Source organism: Haloplanus sp., from assembly GCF_028275055.1.
GTDB lineage: Archaea > Halobacteriota > Halobacteria > Halobacteriales > Haloferacaceae > Haloplanus.
Map to the genome: position 1 here is coordinate 1 of NZ_JAQCNJ010000071.1, position 17,607 is coordinate 17,607.

A 17,607-nucleotide genomic window follows, 5' to 3' on the forward strand; every position below is an offset into this window, starting at 1 on the left:
CGGGCTGGCGGTGTGTCTGGGCGACCGTGACGACGCCCTCGACCGGGCGCGGACGCTCCTCCAAACCCACAGAACGAACCTCTCGGAAGGACTGGAGCTAGTGACATCGGAGGGCGTGACCGTCGAGGAGAATCTCCAATGGTTCGACGCGGGGACGAGAATCCGCGAAACCATCGTCGGCATCGTCGCCGGGATGGCGCTCGGGACCGACGGGGTGCGGGCCGACAAGCCGATCGTCGCCTTCGCGTCGGTCGGAGACGAGAACGGCGAGAACGAGGCGGTGAAGGTGTCCTCGCGGGCACCTCACAGTCTCGTCCGGCGCGGGCTCGACCTCTCGGCGGTGATGCGGGAGGCCGCACGGTCGGTCGGGGGCGACGGTGGCGGCCACGACGTGGCCGCCGGGGCGACCATTCCGGTGGGAACACGGGCGGCATTCGTCGAGGCGGCGAACGACCGCGTCGCCGACCAGTTGTAGGCCACCGCGTGTGGCGTGGCGCCCGCCCCGGCATTCGGTGACTCTGCCGTGTCCGACGGAACGACCGGAACGGATCACTGGCGTAATCGAGAAACTGCCCGGCTGGACACCGGTGCCTCGATCCGACGGCGTCGCCGAGGTGTGCATCCGGAAGACCGAGGCGCCACCGGCAGGGATATCGCACACGAGGGCCCACCCCGACGAAACGACGGGTGGCGTCCGGACCCGTCCGACACCCGGGTCGGACCATCCCACTTTTGGCCGCGCCACGGAAACGTTCCCGTATGGCCGACTTCGATCCGGAGAAGTTCGAGGACAAGTACGCAAACTACTTCACCGAACTCCAGCGGGCCTACAAGAACGCCTTCGAGACCATGAACGAGCGGTTCGACTCGGAACTCGTCCACGCCATCGACCAGCAGGTACTCAACGAGTCCGAACCGTTCTACGAGGACGGCGGGTTCCGGATCGAACTCCCGGACGATCCGGCGGATCGGGTGACCGCCATCGTCGTCGACGACGGGAAGATCGAGGCGACGCTGGACCGGTACGTTGAGGAGATCGAAGGGGAACTTCGGAGCGTGTTCGGCCTCAACGATGGGGATGAACCAAAGGTCTAAGCCTGTCGGAACGCAACCGTGGTGTATGAGTACCGACGCTCAGGACGCCGACGACGCCGAGGACGAACTCCGCGAGCGCGTAACGAACTTCCTGCGCCGCAACTTCCCGCAGATCCAGATGCACGGCGGAAGCGCGGCAATCCAGCATATCGACATCGAGACCGGTGAGGTGAGCATCCAGCTCGGCGGCGCGTGTTCGGGCTGTGGCATCTCGCCGATGACGATTCAGGCGATCAAAAGCCGGATGGTCAAGGATATCCCCGAGATCACGAAGGTCCACGCCGACACAGGCATGGAGGGAATGGGCGGCGAAGGCGCCGAGGGCGGCCACGGCGGCGGCATGGAGCCGTCGTTCCCCGGCGAGACGACCGACGACGGGGCCGACGGCCGCGACGAGGGGCCGCAGGCCCCCTTCTGATCGGCACGTCGTCCACGGGAGTCGTCTCCGGATTCCGTTCCGTTTTGTTTCGTCGTTGATCGGCGAGCGACCGCGCCGAGTAAGGTTTAATCCGGCCCCGGTCGTGTGCCGTCTATGGACGCTCGTGAACTCGCCGTGAGTGCGGAGTATCTCGTCGCCGTCGAGGACGGCGACGACTGGCGCGGGGCGGTCGAGGGAGCCGCCGCCGCCGAGGGGGTCGCATCGGCGTGGTTCACCGGCACCGGGGTCGTCCGGGACGCCGACCTCTGGTGGTACGATCCCGAAACCGGTGACCACCGATCCGTCCGGTTCGACGAACCGTTGACGGTCGCCGCCTGCGTCGGTGGAGTCTCGCGCCCGGACGGCGACCCGTTCGCGCGAGCACACGCCGTTCTCTCGCGGCCGAGTGGGCAGGCGCTCGGCGGGTATCTCAACGCGGCGACGGCCGTCGAAGGGCGGATACACCTCCGTGCCTTCGCGGACGACGCACCGTTTACGATGACGACCGAGACGTTCCGACCCGGATCGTGACGCCAGAGGACGAGCGGTATTTCGAGCGGATCGAACGCCGCCTCGACGAGGCGTTCGAACGGGCCGAACGCGCCAAATCTCGGGGCGATGACCCCCAGACAGAGGTCGAGATTCCGGTCGCCAGAGACATGGCCGACCGGGTCGAGAACATTCTCGGCATCGATGGCGTGGCCGAACGGGTCCGGGACCTCGACGGGCGGATGTCCCGCGAGGAGGCCGCGCTCGAACTGGTCACCGATTTCGTCGAGGGAACGGTCGGCGACTACGACACAAAGGCGGGCAAGATCGAAGGCGCGGTCCGGACGGCGGTTGCGCTCCTGACCGAGGGGGTCGTCGCCGCGCCGATCGAGGGGATCGACCGGGTCGAACTGTTGGAGAACGACGACGGAACCGAGTTTGTCAACGTCTACTACGCCGGGCCGATCCGGTCGGCCGGCGGGACCGCACAGGCGTTGTCGGTCCTCGTCGCGGACTACGCTCGGTCGCTGCTCGACATCGAGGAGTTCAAGCCACGCGAGAAGGAGGTCGAACGCTACGCGGAGGAGGTGGGCCTCTACGACTCCGAAACCGGACTCCAGTACACGCCAAAGGACAAGGAAACGAAGTTCATCGCCAAACACACCCCGATCATGCTGGACGGCGAGGCGACGGGCGACGAGGAGGTGTCCGGCTTCCGGGATCTGGAACGGATCGACACCAATGCCGCGCGGGGGGGAATGTGTCTCGTTCTCGCGGAGGGGATTGCGCTAAAGGCACCGAAGATCCAGCGCTACACCCGCGATCTGGCGGCGGTCGAGTGGCCGTGGCTCCAGGATCTCATCGACGGGACGGTCGGCGCGTCGGACCAAGCGGCCGACGACGCCGCCGACACCACCGGCGACGAGGCGGGCGCGGAGGCGACCGGAGACGCGGACGGAACCGACGCGGACCCGGCATCGACGGGCCCACCGCGGGTCGACTCCTCGGAGAAATATCTTCGCGACCTGATCGCCGGGCGCCCGGTGTTCGGTCACCCCTCGGAGCCTGGGGGCTTTCGCCTTCGGTACGGCCGCGCCCGGAACCACGGCTTCGCGACGGCGGGCGTCCACCCGGCGACGATGCATCTCGTCGACGACTTTCTCGCGCCCGGGACACAGATCAAAACCGAGCGCCCGGGAAAGGCGGCGGGGGTCGTCCCCGTCGACACCATCGAGGGGCCGACCGTCCGTCTGGCGAACGGCGAGGTGCGGCGGATCGACGACCCCGACGAAGCGCTTGCCGTCCGCAACGGCGTCGAGGAGATTCTCGACCTCGGCGAGTATCTCGTCAACTACGGCGAGTTCGTCGAGAACAACCACCCGCTCGCGCCCGCCTCCTACACCGTCGAGTGGTGGGTGAAGGAGTTCGAGGACAGCGGTGCGGACGTACGGGCGCTCCGGGACGACCCGCGGGTCGACCTCTCGGAGCCGACGCCGGCGGCGGCGCTCCGGTGGGCGACGGGTTTCGACTGCCCGCTGCATCCGGCGTACACCTACCTCTGGCACGACGTGAGCGTCGACGAGTTCGAGACGCTTGCAGCGGCGGTCGCCGCGGGCGAGGTGGTCGCGACCCGAGACGCCACCGGTCCGGACCCGGCACTGTCGGGCGACGGTGGGGTACAGTCGGTGCCCCCGGGAAACGGCGATCCGACCGCGGACAGGTTGGTCATCGACGACTCGGTCGGACGGATCCTCGAACGCTTGCTCGTCGAACACGTCGCCGACGACGGCCGGATCCGAATCCCGGAGTGGCGGCCACTCGCCCGATCGCTCGGCGTGACGACGGCGTTGGAGCGTGAGTGGTCGACCGACGACCTGCCGGCAGTCGCCCGCGAGTACGACGGCGGCGAGAACGCGGTCCGTGCCGTCGAGGCGGTTGCTCCCTTCACGGTCAGAGAACGTGCGCCGACCCGTATCGGCAACCGGATGGGCCGCCCCGAAAAATCCGAGAGCCGCGACCTCTCGCCGGCGGTACACACGCTGTTTCCCATCGGCGAGGCCGGCGGGAGTCAGCGTGATGTGGGTGGCGCGGCGACCGCCCGGACCGACGAAGGGCGGGGCGTGGTGTCCACCGAGGTGGGTCGCCGGATGTGTGACGACTGTGGGAGAGAGACCTACCGGGCGCGTTGTCCGGACTGTGACGCGCATACCGAACCGGTGTATGAGTGTGGCTCGTGTGAACGGATCGTCGACCCCGACGAGTCGGGGCGGGTCCACTGCGGGCGCTGTGATCGGGACGTGACGAGCGCGGAGCGTCGGCCCCTCGATGTCGGGGAGCGATACCGGGAGGCGCTTGCGGCGGTCGGCGAACGGGAGGCGGCGTTCGACATCCTGAAAGGCGTGAAGGGGCTCACCTCCGCGAACAAGACCCCGGAACCCATCGAAAAAGGGATTCTCCGCGCCAAACACGGCGTGAGCGCGTTTAAAGACGGTACCGTCCGGTACGACATGACGGACCTGCCGGTGACCGCAGTGCGGCCCGAGGAACTCGACGTGACCGCCGCTGACCTCCAAGGCCTCGGCTACGAGACGGACATCGACGGCGAACCGCTCCAGTTCGACGACCAACTGGTCGAACTGAAGGTGCAGGACGTCGTTCTCTCGGACGGGGCGGCCGACCACCTGCTCCGAACCGCCGGCTTCGTCGACGACCTGCTCACCGACTTCTACGACCTCCCGGCGTTCTACGAGGTCGAAAAGCGGTCGGAGTTGGTGGGCGAACTCGTCTTCGGGATGGCGCCACACACCTCCGCCGCGGTGGTCGGTCGCGTCGTCGGGTTCACCTCGGCGTCGGTGGGCTACGCACATCCGTATTTCCACGCGGCGAAGCGGCGGAACTGCTTCCATCCGGAGACGAAGGTGTGGTTCCGGGACGAGGATGGCGGGTGGAACCACGAGCGGATCGAACGGTTGGTCGAGGATCGGCTCGACGATCCAGAAGTCGATGATTTCGGGACGCTCGTGGAGAAACTCGATGGATCGGTTCGAGTCCCGTCATTGACTGAAGACGGGAAAATCGTCGCTAAACCCGTCGATGCCGTCTCGAAGCATCCATCACCCGATCACCTCGTCTCACTCACAACGCGGGGTGGCCGCGAAATAACGGTTACCCCGGATCACGACGTCCACGTCTTCGACGGGGACGGAGCAGTCGCCAAACGAGCCAGCGAACTCACGACCGTAGACGCGCTGGTGACGCCGACACAGGTAGACGTACCCGGGTCAATGCCTCGGTTCGACCTCTTGGAGAAGTTCGTGGCGATCGACGAGGTTCCGACTGACTCGCTCATGGTGAAGGGGATCGGCAGAGATCAGCTCTACGACCTCTTCAGAGAAGCACTGGAGGACGACCACGAGGGCGAGTTCTATCCGTTACAGAGTACAGCCGAGTTCCTCGGATTGACGAAGAAAGCGCTGAGCAACTACGTCTACCGGGAAAGTATCCCAGCGTCCCTGCTCGTCGAGGTATTCGGCTCACCGACCGCTGTCGTTGAACGCGTCCCCGACGATGTGACGCTCGCGATGAAGCGGGATCGAGTCGAGATCACCCGTTTCGTCGACATCGACGAGGAGTGTGCGACGCTCTTGGGGTACTACGCGGCAGAAGGGTTCGTCCGCGATCAACAAACGTCCAAAGGAGTGGGCCACCAGACGACCATTTCGGGGATCGAACCCGAGGCGCGAGAGTTCTTCATCGAGGCGTTCGAGTCGGCGTTCGGCGTCGAGGCATACAGGGAAAACGACGTGAAAGTAACCGTCTCGGGGAGGTTGCCACGACTGTTCTTCGAGACGGTGCTCGACTGTGGAGTCGGGGCCGGAAACAAACGGGTTCCGCCGTGTATCTTTGACGCGCCGGACGACGTCGTCACCGCGTATCTCGGCGGCTACTTCAGTGGGGACGGAACTGTCGACAAGAGTCGGCTCGAAGTGTCGGCGACGATCATCAGTCGGGAATTGAAAGAAGACCTGCTCGCGTTGCTCACGCGGATCGGCGTTGCGGCCCGAGTCGATACGACCGATCCCGTCTCGCTCGCCAAGCAGTTCCCCGACTTCTCCGACGTTGACTGCGAGCCGATGTCCCCAAAAGCCTACGTCCTTCACATCACCTCCGAAGATGCGAACCGATTCGCGGAAACCGTTGACCTCCACCTCTCACGAAAACGGGAACGACTGGAGGCACGAATCGAGGAGATCGAACCGAGAAGCAGACGCGTCTTCGACGGCGGTAGTGGAGAGTATCTCGTCGACGAGATCGTCGATGTCTCGTATGTCGAATCCGATGTCGACCACACGTACTGTCTCACCGTCGCGGACACGCATTCGCTGATAGCGAACGACACGTCGCAAAAACAGTGCGACGGCGACGAAGACTGCGTCATGCTCCTCATGGACGGCCTCCTCAACTTCAGTCAGGAGTTCCTTCCCGACCAGAGGGGGGGCAGAATGGACGCCCCTCTCGTCATGTCCTCCCGGATCGATCCGACCGAAATCGACGACGAGGCACACAACATGGACGTGGTGCGGGAGTACCCCCGGGAGTTCTACGAGGCGACCAGGGAAATGGCAGATCCCGAGGACATCGACGTCGAGATCGCGGCGGCGTCGTTGGGGACCGAGTCGGAGTACCGCGGCTTCGACCACACCCACGACACCGCCGACATCGCGCTGGGACCGGACCTCTCGGCGTACAAGACGCTGGGGTCGATGATGGAGAAGATGGACGCCCAACTCGAACTGGCCCGGAACCTACGGGCCGTCGACGAGACGGACGTTGCCGAACGGGTCATCGAGTACCACTTTCTCCCGGATCTGATCGGCAATCTCCGGGCCTTCTCCCGACAGGAAACCCGGTGTCTGGACTGTGGCAAGACGTACCGCCGCGTCCCGCTCTCGGGCGACTGCCGGGAGTGTGGGGGGCGGGTGAACCTCACCGTCCACGAGGGATCGGTGAACAAGTACATGGACACCGCCATCGAGGTGGCCGAGGAGTTCGGCTGTCGGCCGTACACGAAACAACGGTTGGAGGTGCTCGAAAAGAGTCTAGAGAGCGTCTTCCAGAACGACCGGAACAAACCCTCGCGGCTCGACGATTTCATGTGACGGATCGACCGAACCGGTCGGCGCCGCCACGCTTCAACCGAACCACAACGGCGTTCGAGCGCCAAGCACGCCGACCGCCACTCGTCGCTACTCCGTTGTCGCCGGCGCGTCGGTCAGTTCTGCCTCGACGGCGTCGACGGCACCCCCGAGTTCGTCGTGTCGTGTCGTTCCCGCACTCTGACAGCCCGAGACACGGTTGATACGGACGGCTGCGGGGCCGACGAGGTCCGGACACACGGTTAGTTTGGCGTCGATGCAGATGCCGTTATCGCCCGGGAGGCGGTACTGGACGACGCTGCCGTCGTCGTGGCGCTCCCACGCACCGGGTGGAGACGGGAGCGCCGATTCGAGACGCGAGATGGGGACTGGATCTGCCGACACACACGGCGTTGGGGCCGCTCGCGTATGAAGGTGACCACAGGGTGCCGACGGGCGGGTGGTTGCACGGTGTAGCGGCCGGCGGAGGGTAAGCGAGGCGCATAATTTTCTCCCGTTCGAACGATCCGTCGATGGTTCCCGATCCGAACCTGGACTCGCGGGTGTTGACCCTGGCGCTGGCCCGGATGGTAGACGCGGTCGCAAACTCGTTTCTGGTTGTCGTTCTGCCGCTGTACATCGGTCGGATCGTCGCGCTGCCCGGGTACGTCGGGGGGGTCGTCGCCGTTGGGCCTGTCTCCTTCCGGCTGACCGAGGCGTTGTTGATCGGCGTTGTGCTCTCGTTGTTTGGGTTTCTGAACAGCCTCGGACAACCGTTCACCGGGCGGCTCTCGGATCGGACCGGGAAACGGAAGATCTATCTGCTGTTCGGGCTGGCGCTCGTCGCCGTTGGCAGCCTCGGCTTTCTCGTCTTGGCCGACTACGTCTCGGTGCTCGCGTTGCGGGCGTTACAGGGCATCGGCGCGGCGTTCACCGTGCCGATGACCGTCGCTCTTGTCAACGAGTACTCCGCCGAAGGCGAGCGTGGGGGAAACTTCGGACTGTTCAACACGTTTCGCCTGCTCGGGTTCGGCACCGGACCGGTCGTCGCTGGGGTTGTCGTCGAGTTCGGCCCGTACGACCTCCGTGGCGTCGTCATCTCCGGGTTCGACGCGGCCTTTTTGATCGCGGTTGTGGCGGCGGCGGTCAGTTTCGTGCTCGTCACCGCCCTCATCGGCGACCCCGACGAGACCACGGCACAGGCCGGCGAGGACCTATCCGTGCGGGTGTGGAACCGCGACGGATCGGGGCTTGACTCGGTGTTTGCACTCGCGCTCACCACGGTCGTGATGGCGATGAGTTTCGCTATCTTCGCCCCGCTTGCCAACACGATCAATCAACGACTCGGGCAAGGCGACCTGATATTCTCGTTGCAGTTCGGCGCCGCGGTTCTGGCGAACGTGCTCTTTCAGTTGCCGGTCGGCCGACTCAGCGACCGCTTTGGCCGCCGGCCGTTCCTGATCGGCGGGTTCGTTCTCCTGCTTCCCGCGACGCTGTTTCAAGGGTTCGTTGCCTCCTCGCTGGCGATGGGGGTGTTGCGATTCGTACAGGGAGCCTCCGTCGCCGCCGTTTTCGCTCCGTCGCTGGCGCTGGCCGGGGAACTCGCCGACGAGGGCCAGTCGGGCTCCACGCTTTCGCTGCTGACGATGGGGTTCGGCCTCGGCATCGCTTTCGGAACGCTCCTGTCCGGCGTTTTGGTCGGCTTCGGCTTCGCGGTCCCCTTCGTCGTTGCGACCGGCGGCGGGGCGGTCGGGTTGGTGTTGGTCTACACACAGGTGCGCGAACCGACGGCCAACCCGCCTTTAACCCCCGCGGCGACGGACTGAGCGCGGCCGAGTGGAGACTGGCCGCCGCCGGAAATTTCGGCCTCGTTCGCGATGAACCGCGTCCCTGCGGGTGGCTCCCGTTCCTCCGGCGTGGGACGTGACCGAGCCACGGGCCGGGCTTTTCGGCGGAGCGTTACCGCGGGGTCGTCCGGTCGGATCCGGTGGTGCTGTCACCTCGCCCCACCGAGCGCCACGTTCTCTGACCGAGCATGAGTGTCGGCGCGGGCGACGGCTCCCGTCGTCGATCGGGGCCGAGAACGGGAATGGGGGAGACACCCATGCTCCGGTCGTCACGCCCGAGTCCTCACCTGTACGGGTCGCACACCCGTGAGACCCCCTCCTCGAAGCTCACCTCTGGGACCCACCCCGTCTCCGCTTGCAGTTTGGTTGCGTCGGCCATCGTGTCGTGGACGTAGACCGGAAGGGGGTTCTCGATGTATTCGGGTTCGACATCGGTCCCGAGCTCGTCGTTTATCAGTTCGACCATCGTGTTGAAGTCGTAGCTCTCGCCGGTCCCGGCGTTGTAGATACCGTCCAGTTCGTGGTCGGCTGCGAGTTCAAGCGCCCGGACCACGTCGTCGACGTGGGTGAAATCCCGGGTCTGTGAGCCGTCGCCGAACAGGACCGGCGACTCGCCGTTGGCGATGTCGTCGGTGAACTGTGCGACCGTGTTTGCGTACTCGCCTTTGTGTTTTTCCGCGCCGCCGTACCCCTGATACACGGAAAAAAAGCGCAGGCCTGCCAGACGCATATCGTAGTGGTTGCCAAAGTACTCGCCGTACCGTTCGCGGGCGAGTTTCGACGCCTCGTAGCAGGTGTGAGCCTCGATAGCCATATCCTCGGGCGAGGGCTCCGTCCGGGAGCCGTAAATCGAGGACGTGGAGGCGTAGACGACGGTGTCACAGCCGTTCTTGCGTGCCTGTTCGACCGTGTTGACGAATCCTTCGACGTTGACACGCGTGGCCTCGCGTTTGTTCTCCTCGACCATCGTGTACGAGGAGTACGCCGCGAGGTGAAACAGGACGTCCACATCGGTCGGGAGGTCGTCGTCGAGAACGCTCGCGTCGACGAACTCGATAGGGCCGCTGGCGTTGCCCGTCTCGTCGACGCCGTCGAGGTTCTCGGGCGTCCCGAGGTGGCAGTCGTCGAGAGCGATGACGTCGTTGTCGGCGGCGAGGTGGTTCGCGAGGTTCGAGCCGATGAACCCCGCTCCACCCGTGACGAGGACACGGTTGTCTTTCACACTGACTACAATTTTCGAGGGGTTCAAATGAGTATTGGTCGCCACGGGCGGGGATGCGTCGAACCCGACCGGGAGCGGAGCGGTGAGGGAGGGTCACCGTCCGATCCGGAATCCGGGGCGTTGGAGGCTGTTCCGGCTCCCGAGTGCCCACACCCGTGCGTGTCGCTCCAACGTGGTCGACGGCCGCGTCGGTCCACACACCGCAGACTCGCTTCTCGAGGGCGGTGAGTGGGGTCGGTCTCGGCGGTTCGCAGGCGGGCGATCATCCGTGCAGAACACTTAGTGTAATCGGTCCCTACCGATGGAGTATGGGGGGGAGTCGTAGTCGTGGGAGTCGCGTCGCGGCCGCGGTGTGTTGTCTCGCACTCGTGACCGCACTCGCGCCGACGGTCGTCGCGGAGCCGAGCCTCAGCGTGAGCATCGACAGAACGGGTGTACAGGACGGCGAGACCGTTACCGTCACCGACGATCCGCGGGTCGAAATCGACGCCTCGGCAGACGCGGCAATCGAGTCGGTGACGGTCGAGGTCGACGGCGAGACGCGCCGGTCCTTCGAACCGGGGACCGAAACCTTCTCCGAACGGGTCACGCTCGACCTCAGCGACGGCGAACACGAGGTGTCGGTCGTCGTCGAGGCAGACGACACCAGCCAGGTGACCGCGACGGTCCGGAAGGACTCGACGGCGCCTTTGCTGACGTACACGTCGCCGTTCGAGTCGGGGGGGTATCCGTCGGACGGAGCGGTGACGATCGAAACCGGGGATGCGACGCTCGCGGCCGATATATCCGACCAGAGCAACATCAGTCGGGTGCGGATCGAGCGGAACTACAAGTGGACGTTTGCTGAGAGGTCGAGACGCGACCAGACGGTGTACCGCATCGACGATCCCGGGACGAACGTCTCGAAGCCGCTCCTGTTCGGTCTCGGCGAGAACGACCTGCAGGTGGTGGTCATCGATGAACACGGGCACCGGCGCACCCACGACATGACCGTCACGGTCGAGGACGACCGACGGCCGACGATCGTTCTGGATCGGTTCGAGCGGATCTCCGACGGCCGTCTCAAGATCGGGGGGACCGTCAGCGACGATGTCAAGGTGGATTCGCTTGAGTACCGGATCGAGAACACGGGCGACCAGCAGTACGCCGTGAACCCGACGTCGAAGGAGCCGACACGGGACCGACTCGAAACCGAGTTCGAGTTCACCGCCACGGTCAACGAGGACACCGAATCGGTCACGCTGGTGGCGACCGACGTGGCGGGCAACACCCGAAGCCGTGAGCTACCGATCGACTATCGCGGCCACGTCGCGCCAACGATCACGGTCGACGGGGCGGCCACCCGCGTCGACGGCGACGCCATCGCGGTCGAGGGGCGCGTCGACGACGGGCGGGTCACGCGGGTCGTCGTCGAGGCCCGGGGTCCCGACGGAACAACCGTTGACACGGCCACCGCCTACGACGGAGAGCCAAGAGCGGAGGTTACGGTCCGGAGACGGGTCGACGCGGCGAACGGTGAGACGACCGTCGTGATCCGTGCAATCGACGTCGACGGTGGCGAATACCGCGAGTCGCTGACCGTCGGGACGCCGACGGCGACGCCCACAGCCACGCCGACGGCGACGGCGACGGCGACGCCCACGACGGCGGCAACCGAAACGCCGACCGAAGGTGGGGGAGGGTCCGGTTCCGACGGCGGCGGGAGCGACGGTGGATCGTCGGTTCCGATCCCCGATCCGGGGGTACTCGCTCTCCTCGTCGGGGTCGGACTGCTCGTCGTCGGTGTCCGCCGGATCGATTGGGGGTCGCTCTCGCTGGCGGAACCGCCGGACGTCGACACCACGGACCGGGACCGGAATCGGGACCGCGGTCCTCCGAGTGCGGGGACGGAGAACGGGGTTGACGCCGACGCCGACGCCGACGCCGACGCCGGCGCCGGCGAGTCTCCGAGTCTCGACGGCGGCCCGGAGGGCGGCGACGGGGCGGTGGCCAACGACGGGACGGCCGAGAACACCGAACCGATCGACGACACCGGGACACCGGCCGCAGGGACCGATGTCGATCGCTTTATCATGGAGCACTCCGCCACGGCGGTCGACGACGACGCCCTCTCCAGGTTCGTCGACGGACTTGACGCCGAGGGCGTCTCGGCGGTCGTCGACGAACTCGACGCCGACGAAACCGAAAGGGTCGTGATGGCGACCCGGATACTACAACGGGTGGTGAGCCGGCGGCCGACACTGATCGCCGACAGCGACTCCGACGCTATACGGCGTCTCCGCGACCTGCGGTTGGCGTCCGATGCCGACGTGAAACGGGAGGCGACCAGGGCGGTGAACCGCTTCGACGACGCAGACCTGCTTTGACCGCAGGAACCGACGCGTTGCGGTGTCGTTCATGATGGATTGTGTGACCGAGGATTCCGGCGGTCGCGACGTGGCGTGAAACATCGTCGCCGCCCGATTCCGGGGGCGGCCACCACCCACATTCATTACATCGGGCGGAATGCATTGTGACATGGTCGCTTCGCAGGGGAACGGCGGTGAGGTGCGTGCGAGCGTTCCCGATATGATCGTCGGACTGGGGTGGGCCGGCAAACAGGTCGTGTACGACTTTATGGAGACGGATTGGATCGTCGAGGAGGGGATCGATCCGCGACAGGACGACCGAACACCGAACTTCGAGGGCTACGTCGTCGACACGGCGAGCGACGAGCAGTCGAACGACCGGGTTCGTATCGAGAATATCAACGACCGAATCGAGCGGATGGCAAACGACCTGAACCGAAACACACAGACGCTCGACACGGCGGTGGAGTATATCAATCCCCTCGACGGGATCGATGAGCGGTATACGAGTCGAACGGGGCTTACGGCGGAGGTGACGGTCCGCGATATCGCCAAGGGTGCCGGACTACAGGCGTGGTGGCTCGAAAACAACGACGAGATGTTGGTCGGCGACTCATACGAGGAGGGTGTAATCCGGCGACGAGCACTCAGCAAGGCGCTGTTTCACGCGAGCAACACCGGAAACAACCCGCTGGATCCGATTCTCAACACGACGGCGAACGACGTGTACATGGTCGTCGGACTCGGCGGCGGGACGGGGTCGGGGATGTTTCTCGACATCGCCCGCCGGATCAACGACAGCGTCAGCACCGTCCATCTGTTCGCCGTGATCCCCGGCGAGGATGAGGCGACCGAGCTCCGGGCGAACGCCCACGCCGCACTCTCGGAGGTCGAGTACCTCTCGCGGACCGGCCAAAGCCCGTTCAAAAACGTGGTTCTGGTGCCGTTCGGGCCCGTCAACGACGAAGACGAGTTCGATCAGGCGGTCGCACAGACGATCATGGCTCACCGGAACCTCGCGTCGAATCAGGAGGATCGGTTGGACGTGACCTCCGACGTCGGCGCGCCGAAGTACGCCCCGTTCACGGTCGCGGTGCCACAGACCGCCCGGTTCGCGGTGAACGACGCCGAGACGGCAAAGAAACAGATCGACGAGTTTCTCACAGCAAAGGAGGATCCGCTGGAGGCCGAACACGCCCTGTACGACGCGCTCGAAGGGTTCGTTATCGGCAAGTTCGACAACGAGGCCGCCGAGAGTCTGCGCCGAGCACGGGATGGCCAGCCGGTGGTGTCGGATCAGTTCAGCCTCAGCAAGGCGCAGGCGGGGCAGTTGCGGTCTCGGTTCGACCGGTTACAGGAGATACTCGAGGAGGAAATCTTCGACGAACTGGGGTACGAGTCGGCGCTGAAATGGCGGGATACGCTCAGCCAACTCGTCGCACAACAGCAGGACGCCGTCGGAGAGGACGCGATGGTTGAGCGTGACGAGGCGGTCGTGACCAGCGCCGCTCAGCCCGCCGAGGGGCTCGACCCGGTTGATGAACGCTACCCACGGGAGGAGAAGGATCAGGCGCTCGAACAGTTCGTCCGGAACGAACTGACCGCGATCACGCGCCGTGGCAACCTTTATCGCACCCTCTCGCTCGTCGACAACGACGATATCGCCGAGGGGATCAAGGGGACGATGGATCCCGCCCTCAACGTCGAACTGTACGGGTTGACCGAATCCGACAGCGAACTCGCCGAACGGATCGACAGCCTCGGGACCAACATCGCTCTCCTCGAGACGTTCAAACGTGACGTGGCGGCCGAGGAACTTGAGGAGACGAAAGCCGGGTGGGAAAACGAGGTTCGGTCGTCGATCGAGGCGATCATCGAGATCGACGAGAATCAGGACGAACTATCGACACTTCTCGCCGACCTGGAGCAGTCGATCACGAGCGCGGTCACCGCCATCGACGGGGCGGACGCGTCGGCACAACTCGACACCGAGGTGTTCGAGTTCGACCGGTTCGGCGAGCTGAACCGTCAGCTTCGTGAGATCGGTGAGGAGCCGGTTGACGAGACGGCGATCAACACGTCGATCGGCGGGCTTCGGATGGCGAAACGGGCCAGTCTCAGAGCCGAAGAACAGGCCGGCAGTGGGCTGTCGTCCCTGCTCCCGTGGGTCGGTGACGGGGCGGATTCGGAGCGTCGGACGTTCGAGGAGGTGATCGAACAGGTCGACGACGAGCTGTTCGAGTTCGAACGGTCGTTCGACAGCAACTTCTACTGTGTGTTCAAGCAGGACGGGGTGTACACCGAGATCGCAAACGACCTCACCGAGCGGCGCAGCACCCATCTGGACGAGGTCGTCGACGCGTTCGAGCGGCGACTGCGAAGCCCGCGACTCGATCGGACGTGGTTCGAAGACGAGGTCGGGGAGGAGTGGGAAGGAACTCTCCCCGACATCTCGTGGCCGGGCGAGACCAGCGGCCACACGACGACGCTGCGGAACCGACTCAGCGGCGACCTCTCGGGGACATCTGCACCTGCTCTCGTGGACGAACTCACGCGGTCCGGGGGCGGACGGGGCGAGGATCCCGGGACCGTCCACGCGGGGTTGCGGTCGGCGCTGGTAACGCCCATAGACGACCTTATCGACCGGTTCGAAGCGGATCGGGAGACGGTACGGGGCAGACAACAACGGATCCAGCGGCTCAAGGAGATCATGAACGAGGAGGGTCGGACGTTCTCCGACGGCGGGATGGGTCCGAAACGCCCGAATCTCACGTTCGAGCGCAACACCTCAGAGAACAAGTACATCAGCACGATCAGTTCGGGCGATCAGGAGACGCTGCTCGGTCGGGAGGACCTCGTCGGGGCCGAGTTACACCACGACGAAGGAGGCCTGATCGCACACCGTCTCACGAACTTCGCCGAAAACGTCGCCAGACTCGACGGGCGGCTTCCGCTCGAGGCGGGAACGATCGAGGCCGACAACAGTTACCTCGACGATGACGAGACCATAGAGATCACGAGCGCGTACGACGGCCACCGTATCGTCCCGTTGTTTATGGGTCGTGCGTTCGCGGCGCGTGACGATGAGTACGGCGTCGCCGACGAGATAGAGGAGACGCTCCGTGGCGGCGTGTACGCACAGAGTAGCGAGGACGGGTACAAGGCAAATGTCTGTCCGTTTGGCGGCCCGTGGGACACCTCGTTGATCACGTTCGTGGGGGGAGTCTTTCTCGATAATCTCGCGCCGGTCAGGGGGTCGACCTCGGGCTATCAGTCGGTGTACATGACACAACGGGACACGCTCTCCGAGGATATCAAGGTGCGTCACACCCACGGACTCGACGGACGGGACCGCACGATGGTCGACGAACGGGGGCGGGGCGCGTACCTCTACCGGCACGATCTGATCAATCTCAACGACCCGTCGGAGCTCAACGACTTCGTCGACGCCACCGAGGACGACCGGCTTGATATCTTCGAGACACACACCACCGTCAGTTCGTTCGAGAGCACGGTCGACCTCGACGACTCGGGCTGAGCGATGGTGGACGTCTCAGCGCGGGGCCGGGAGGTCATTACCGTTCTCGGTGCGATGCTCATCATCATCGTGGCGTTTGCACAGGCGACGCGGATGATGGGGGAGGCGTGGCAGAGTCGCGATCTCGTGTTCAACGTGGCATACCTCGTGACCGGGTCCATCGGGGTGAACATCGACGTTGCAGTCGTGTTTCCGGCCGGGGTCGTCGGCGCGTGGCTCGTTCTGTTCATGCTCGACGGTCACAAAACCGTTCAGGGGCTCGTCCTGTTGTTCGTCGCCGTTCCGGCGTTTCTGTGGACGTTGTCCCGGCGGGGCGAGTGGATCGAGACGGTCGACTGGCTCGGGTACTGGTGGGCGTTCTTGGCCGGCGCGTTCATCGGACTGGTGTCGGGCGGGTTCGGGTCGAAGCGGGCCAACCGGTGGGATCTTCGGCGGTTCCCGACGGCCTCGAAGGCGTTGTACGCGGTGGTGTCGGTGACGGCACTCGTCGCCTTCGCCGAGTTTCACCTGACGTATGCGAGTCCGATACTGTGGAACCTCCAGACCGGCCAGGTGACCACGCAGGCGGTCGGTCCGGTGTCGGTCCGCGGTGAGTCGTTGCTCGTGAACACAGTCAGCGTCGTTGCGCTGGTGGTCGTTTTCAACGTGTTCACGAAATACTCCGACAGCACGACCATGCTCGTTCTCGGCCCGGACACCGCAGGGACGGCGAAGGCGAACCTGGTCGGAGGGCTGTACAACCACGCGCAGGGCCACGACGCGTACCGGGGCGTCCAGCCGATAGCCGACGCCGATCCGATCGGGGCCCAGCAACTGAACGACGCCACCGAGGCACGGAGCAGGGCGGATTTGCCGGAAGACATCGAGTCGACCGCGTTCAAATTCAGGCGGGGCGGGCCGCTCAACCGCCGGACGGTCGTTCGTGTCGACAGCCAGCGCCCCCCGGGCAGGACGCAGGTGACGCGTTTAGAGGACCGCGTCGGCAAGCGGCGGACCGTGGTGGGCAGGGGGATTCAGTATCTCTCCCGTGGGGCGCGCCTGCTTCTCCCCGGGTGGCTCCGCGACGGCCTCCGGTCGAACGCCGACCAGTTTCTGACGCGGATCGACCGGGCAAACACGTTGTTACTGGTCGTCTCGTTCGACGATCTCGTCGACCGCGACCGGTACGAGGCCGGGACGTACCAGTCGCTTTCCGACGTGGTCGACGACACCGCGGAGTGTTTGCACGTGTACGACCGCCTCTGTGCGATGTATCGCGACGTTCCGGGACACGAGGTGTGTGTCGTGGTCACCGGCGCCGTCGAGATCCGGGAGATGCTGATGGCCGCCGAAAACGGAGCCGATGGGCCGATCGTCTTTCACGCCGACGAGTTCCGCGAGGACGTGGCCGACCTCATCGGGGTCGATCACTGTACCGTGCTTCCGTTCGACCGACGGTTCGACGAGCAAGAAGGAGAAAAGATCAAGGGGGCGGATGCGGTGTTGCGGAGCGTCTGAGGCCGTTCAATCCGGGAG

General features: G+C 65.2%; 11 protein-coding genes. 9 read left to right on the top strand and 2 right to left on the bottom strand.

Going from position 1 to position 17,607, the window contains the following annotated elements; all coding sequences use genetic code 11:
- From Q0925_RS09080 to polC, 5 genes are all read left to right on the top strand, one after another.
- Positions 1-475 (top strand): DHH family phosphoesterase (locus Q0925_RS09080; RefSeq protein WP_299334455.1); only part of this gene is annotated, 475 nt, incomplete at its 5' end.
- 284 nt (positions 476-759) lie between these two features.
- On the top strand, positions 760-1,095 hold the full coding sequence (locus tag Q0925_RS09085) for a DUF5783 family protein (RefSeq protein ID WP_299334458.1): 336 nt from the start codon (positions 760-762) through the stop codon (positions 1,093-1,095).
- 25 nt (positions 1,096-1,120) lie between these two features.
- Positions 1,121-1,513: a NifU family protein gene (locus Q0925_RS09090; protein WP_299334461.1), complete on the top strand. Its 393-nt coding sequence runs from the start codon at positions 1,121-1,123 to the stop codon at positions 1,511-1,513.
- Positions 1,514-1,627: 114 nt separating this feature from the next.
- A complete protein-coding gene (locus tag Q0925_RS09095; RefSeq protein ID WP_299334464.1) occupies positions 1,628-2,044 on the top strand; it encodes a PPC domain-containing DNA-binding protein in 417 nt (138 codons plus the stop codon).
- Entirely contained in the window at positions 2,041-7,161 is a 5,121-nt protein-coding gene (gene polC, locus Q0925_RS09100; RefSeq protein WP_299334467.1) for a DNA polymerase II large subunit, read from the top strand. Before Q0925_RS09095 ends, polC begins: the two co-directional genes overlap by 4 nt.
- A gap of 87 nt (positions 7,162-7,248) precedes the next feature.
- Here the strand turns inward: polC and Q0925_RS09105 are convergent, their stop codons facing one another.
- The gene (locus Q0925_RS09105; protein WP_299334470.1) at positions 7,249-7,542 is read right to left on the bottom strand and encodes a hypothetical protein; all 294 of its coding nucleotides are present in this window, start codon (positions 7,540-7,542) and stop codon (positions 7,249-7,251) included.
- Positions 7,543-7,670: 128 nt separating this feature from the next.
- On the opposite strand from Q0925_RS09105, the gene Q0925_RS09110 reads away from it, so the two are divergent.
- A complete protein-coding gene (locus tag Q0925_RS09110; RefSeq protein WP_299334473.1) occupies positions 7,671-8,963 on the top strand; it encodes an MFS transporter in 1,293 nt (430 codons plus the stop codon).
- A 304-nt stretch (positions 8,964-9,267) separates the two neighbouring features.
- Here Q0925_RS09110 and Q0925_RS09115 read toward each other — a convergent pair whose 3' ends face one another.
- Entirely contained in the window at positions 9,268-10,206 is a 939-nt protein-coding gene (locus tag Q0925_RS09115) for an NAD-dependent epimerase/dehydratase family protein (protein WP_299334475.1), read from the bottom strand.
- A 308-nt stretch (positions 10,207-10,514) separates the two neighbouring features.
- Between Q0925_RS09115 and Q0925_RS09120 the strand changes: the two genes are divergently transcribed.
- From Q0925_RS09120 to Q0925_RS09130, 3 genes are all read left to right on the top strand, one after another.
- A complete protein-coding gene (locus Q0925_RS09120; protein ID WP_299334479.1) occupies positions 10,515-12,572 on the top strand; it encodes a hypothetical protein in 2,058 nt (685 codons plus the stop codon).
- A 151-nt stretch (positions 12,573-12,723) separates the two neighbouring features.
- Positions 12,724-16,092, top strand: a complete 3,369-nt coding sequence (locus Q0925_RS09125) for a tubulin-like doman-containing protein (protein ID WP_299334482.1) — start codon at positions 12,724-12,726, stop codon at positions 16,090-16,092.
- 3 nt (positions 16,093-16,095) lie between these two features.
- A complete protein-coding gene (locus tag Q0925_RS09130; RefSeq protein ID WP_299334485.1) occupies positions 16,096-17,589 on the top strand; it encodes a sulfite exporter TauE/SafE family protein in 1,494 nt (497 codons plus the stop codon).
- Positions 17,590-17,607 lie beyond the last annotated feature (18 nt).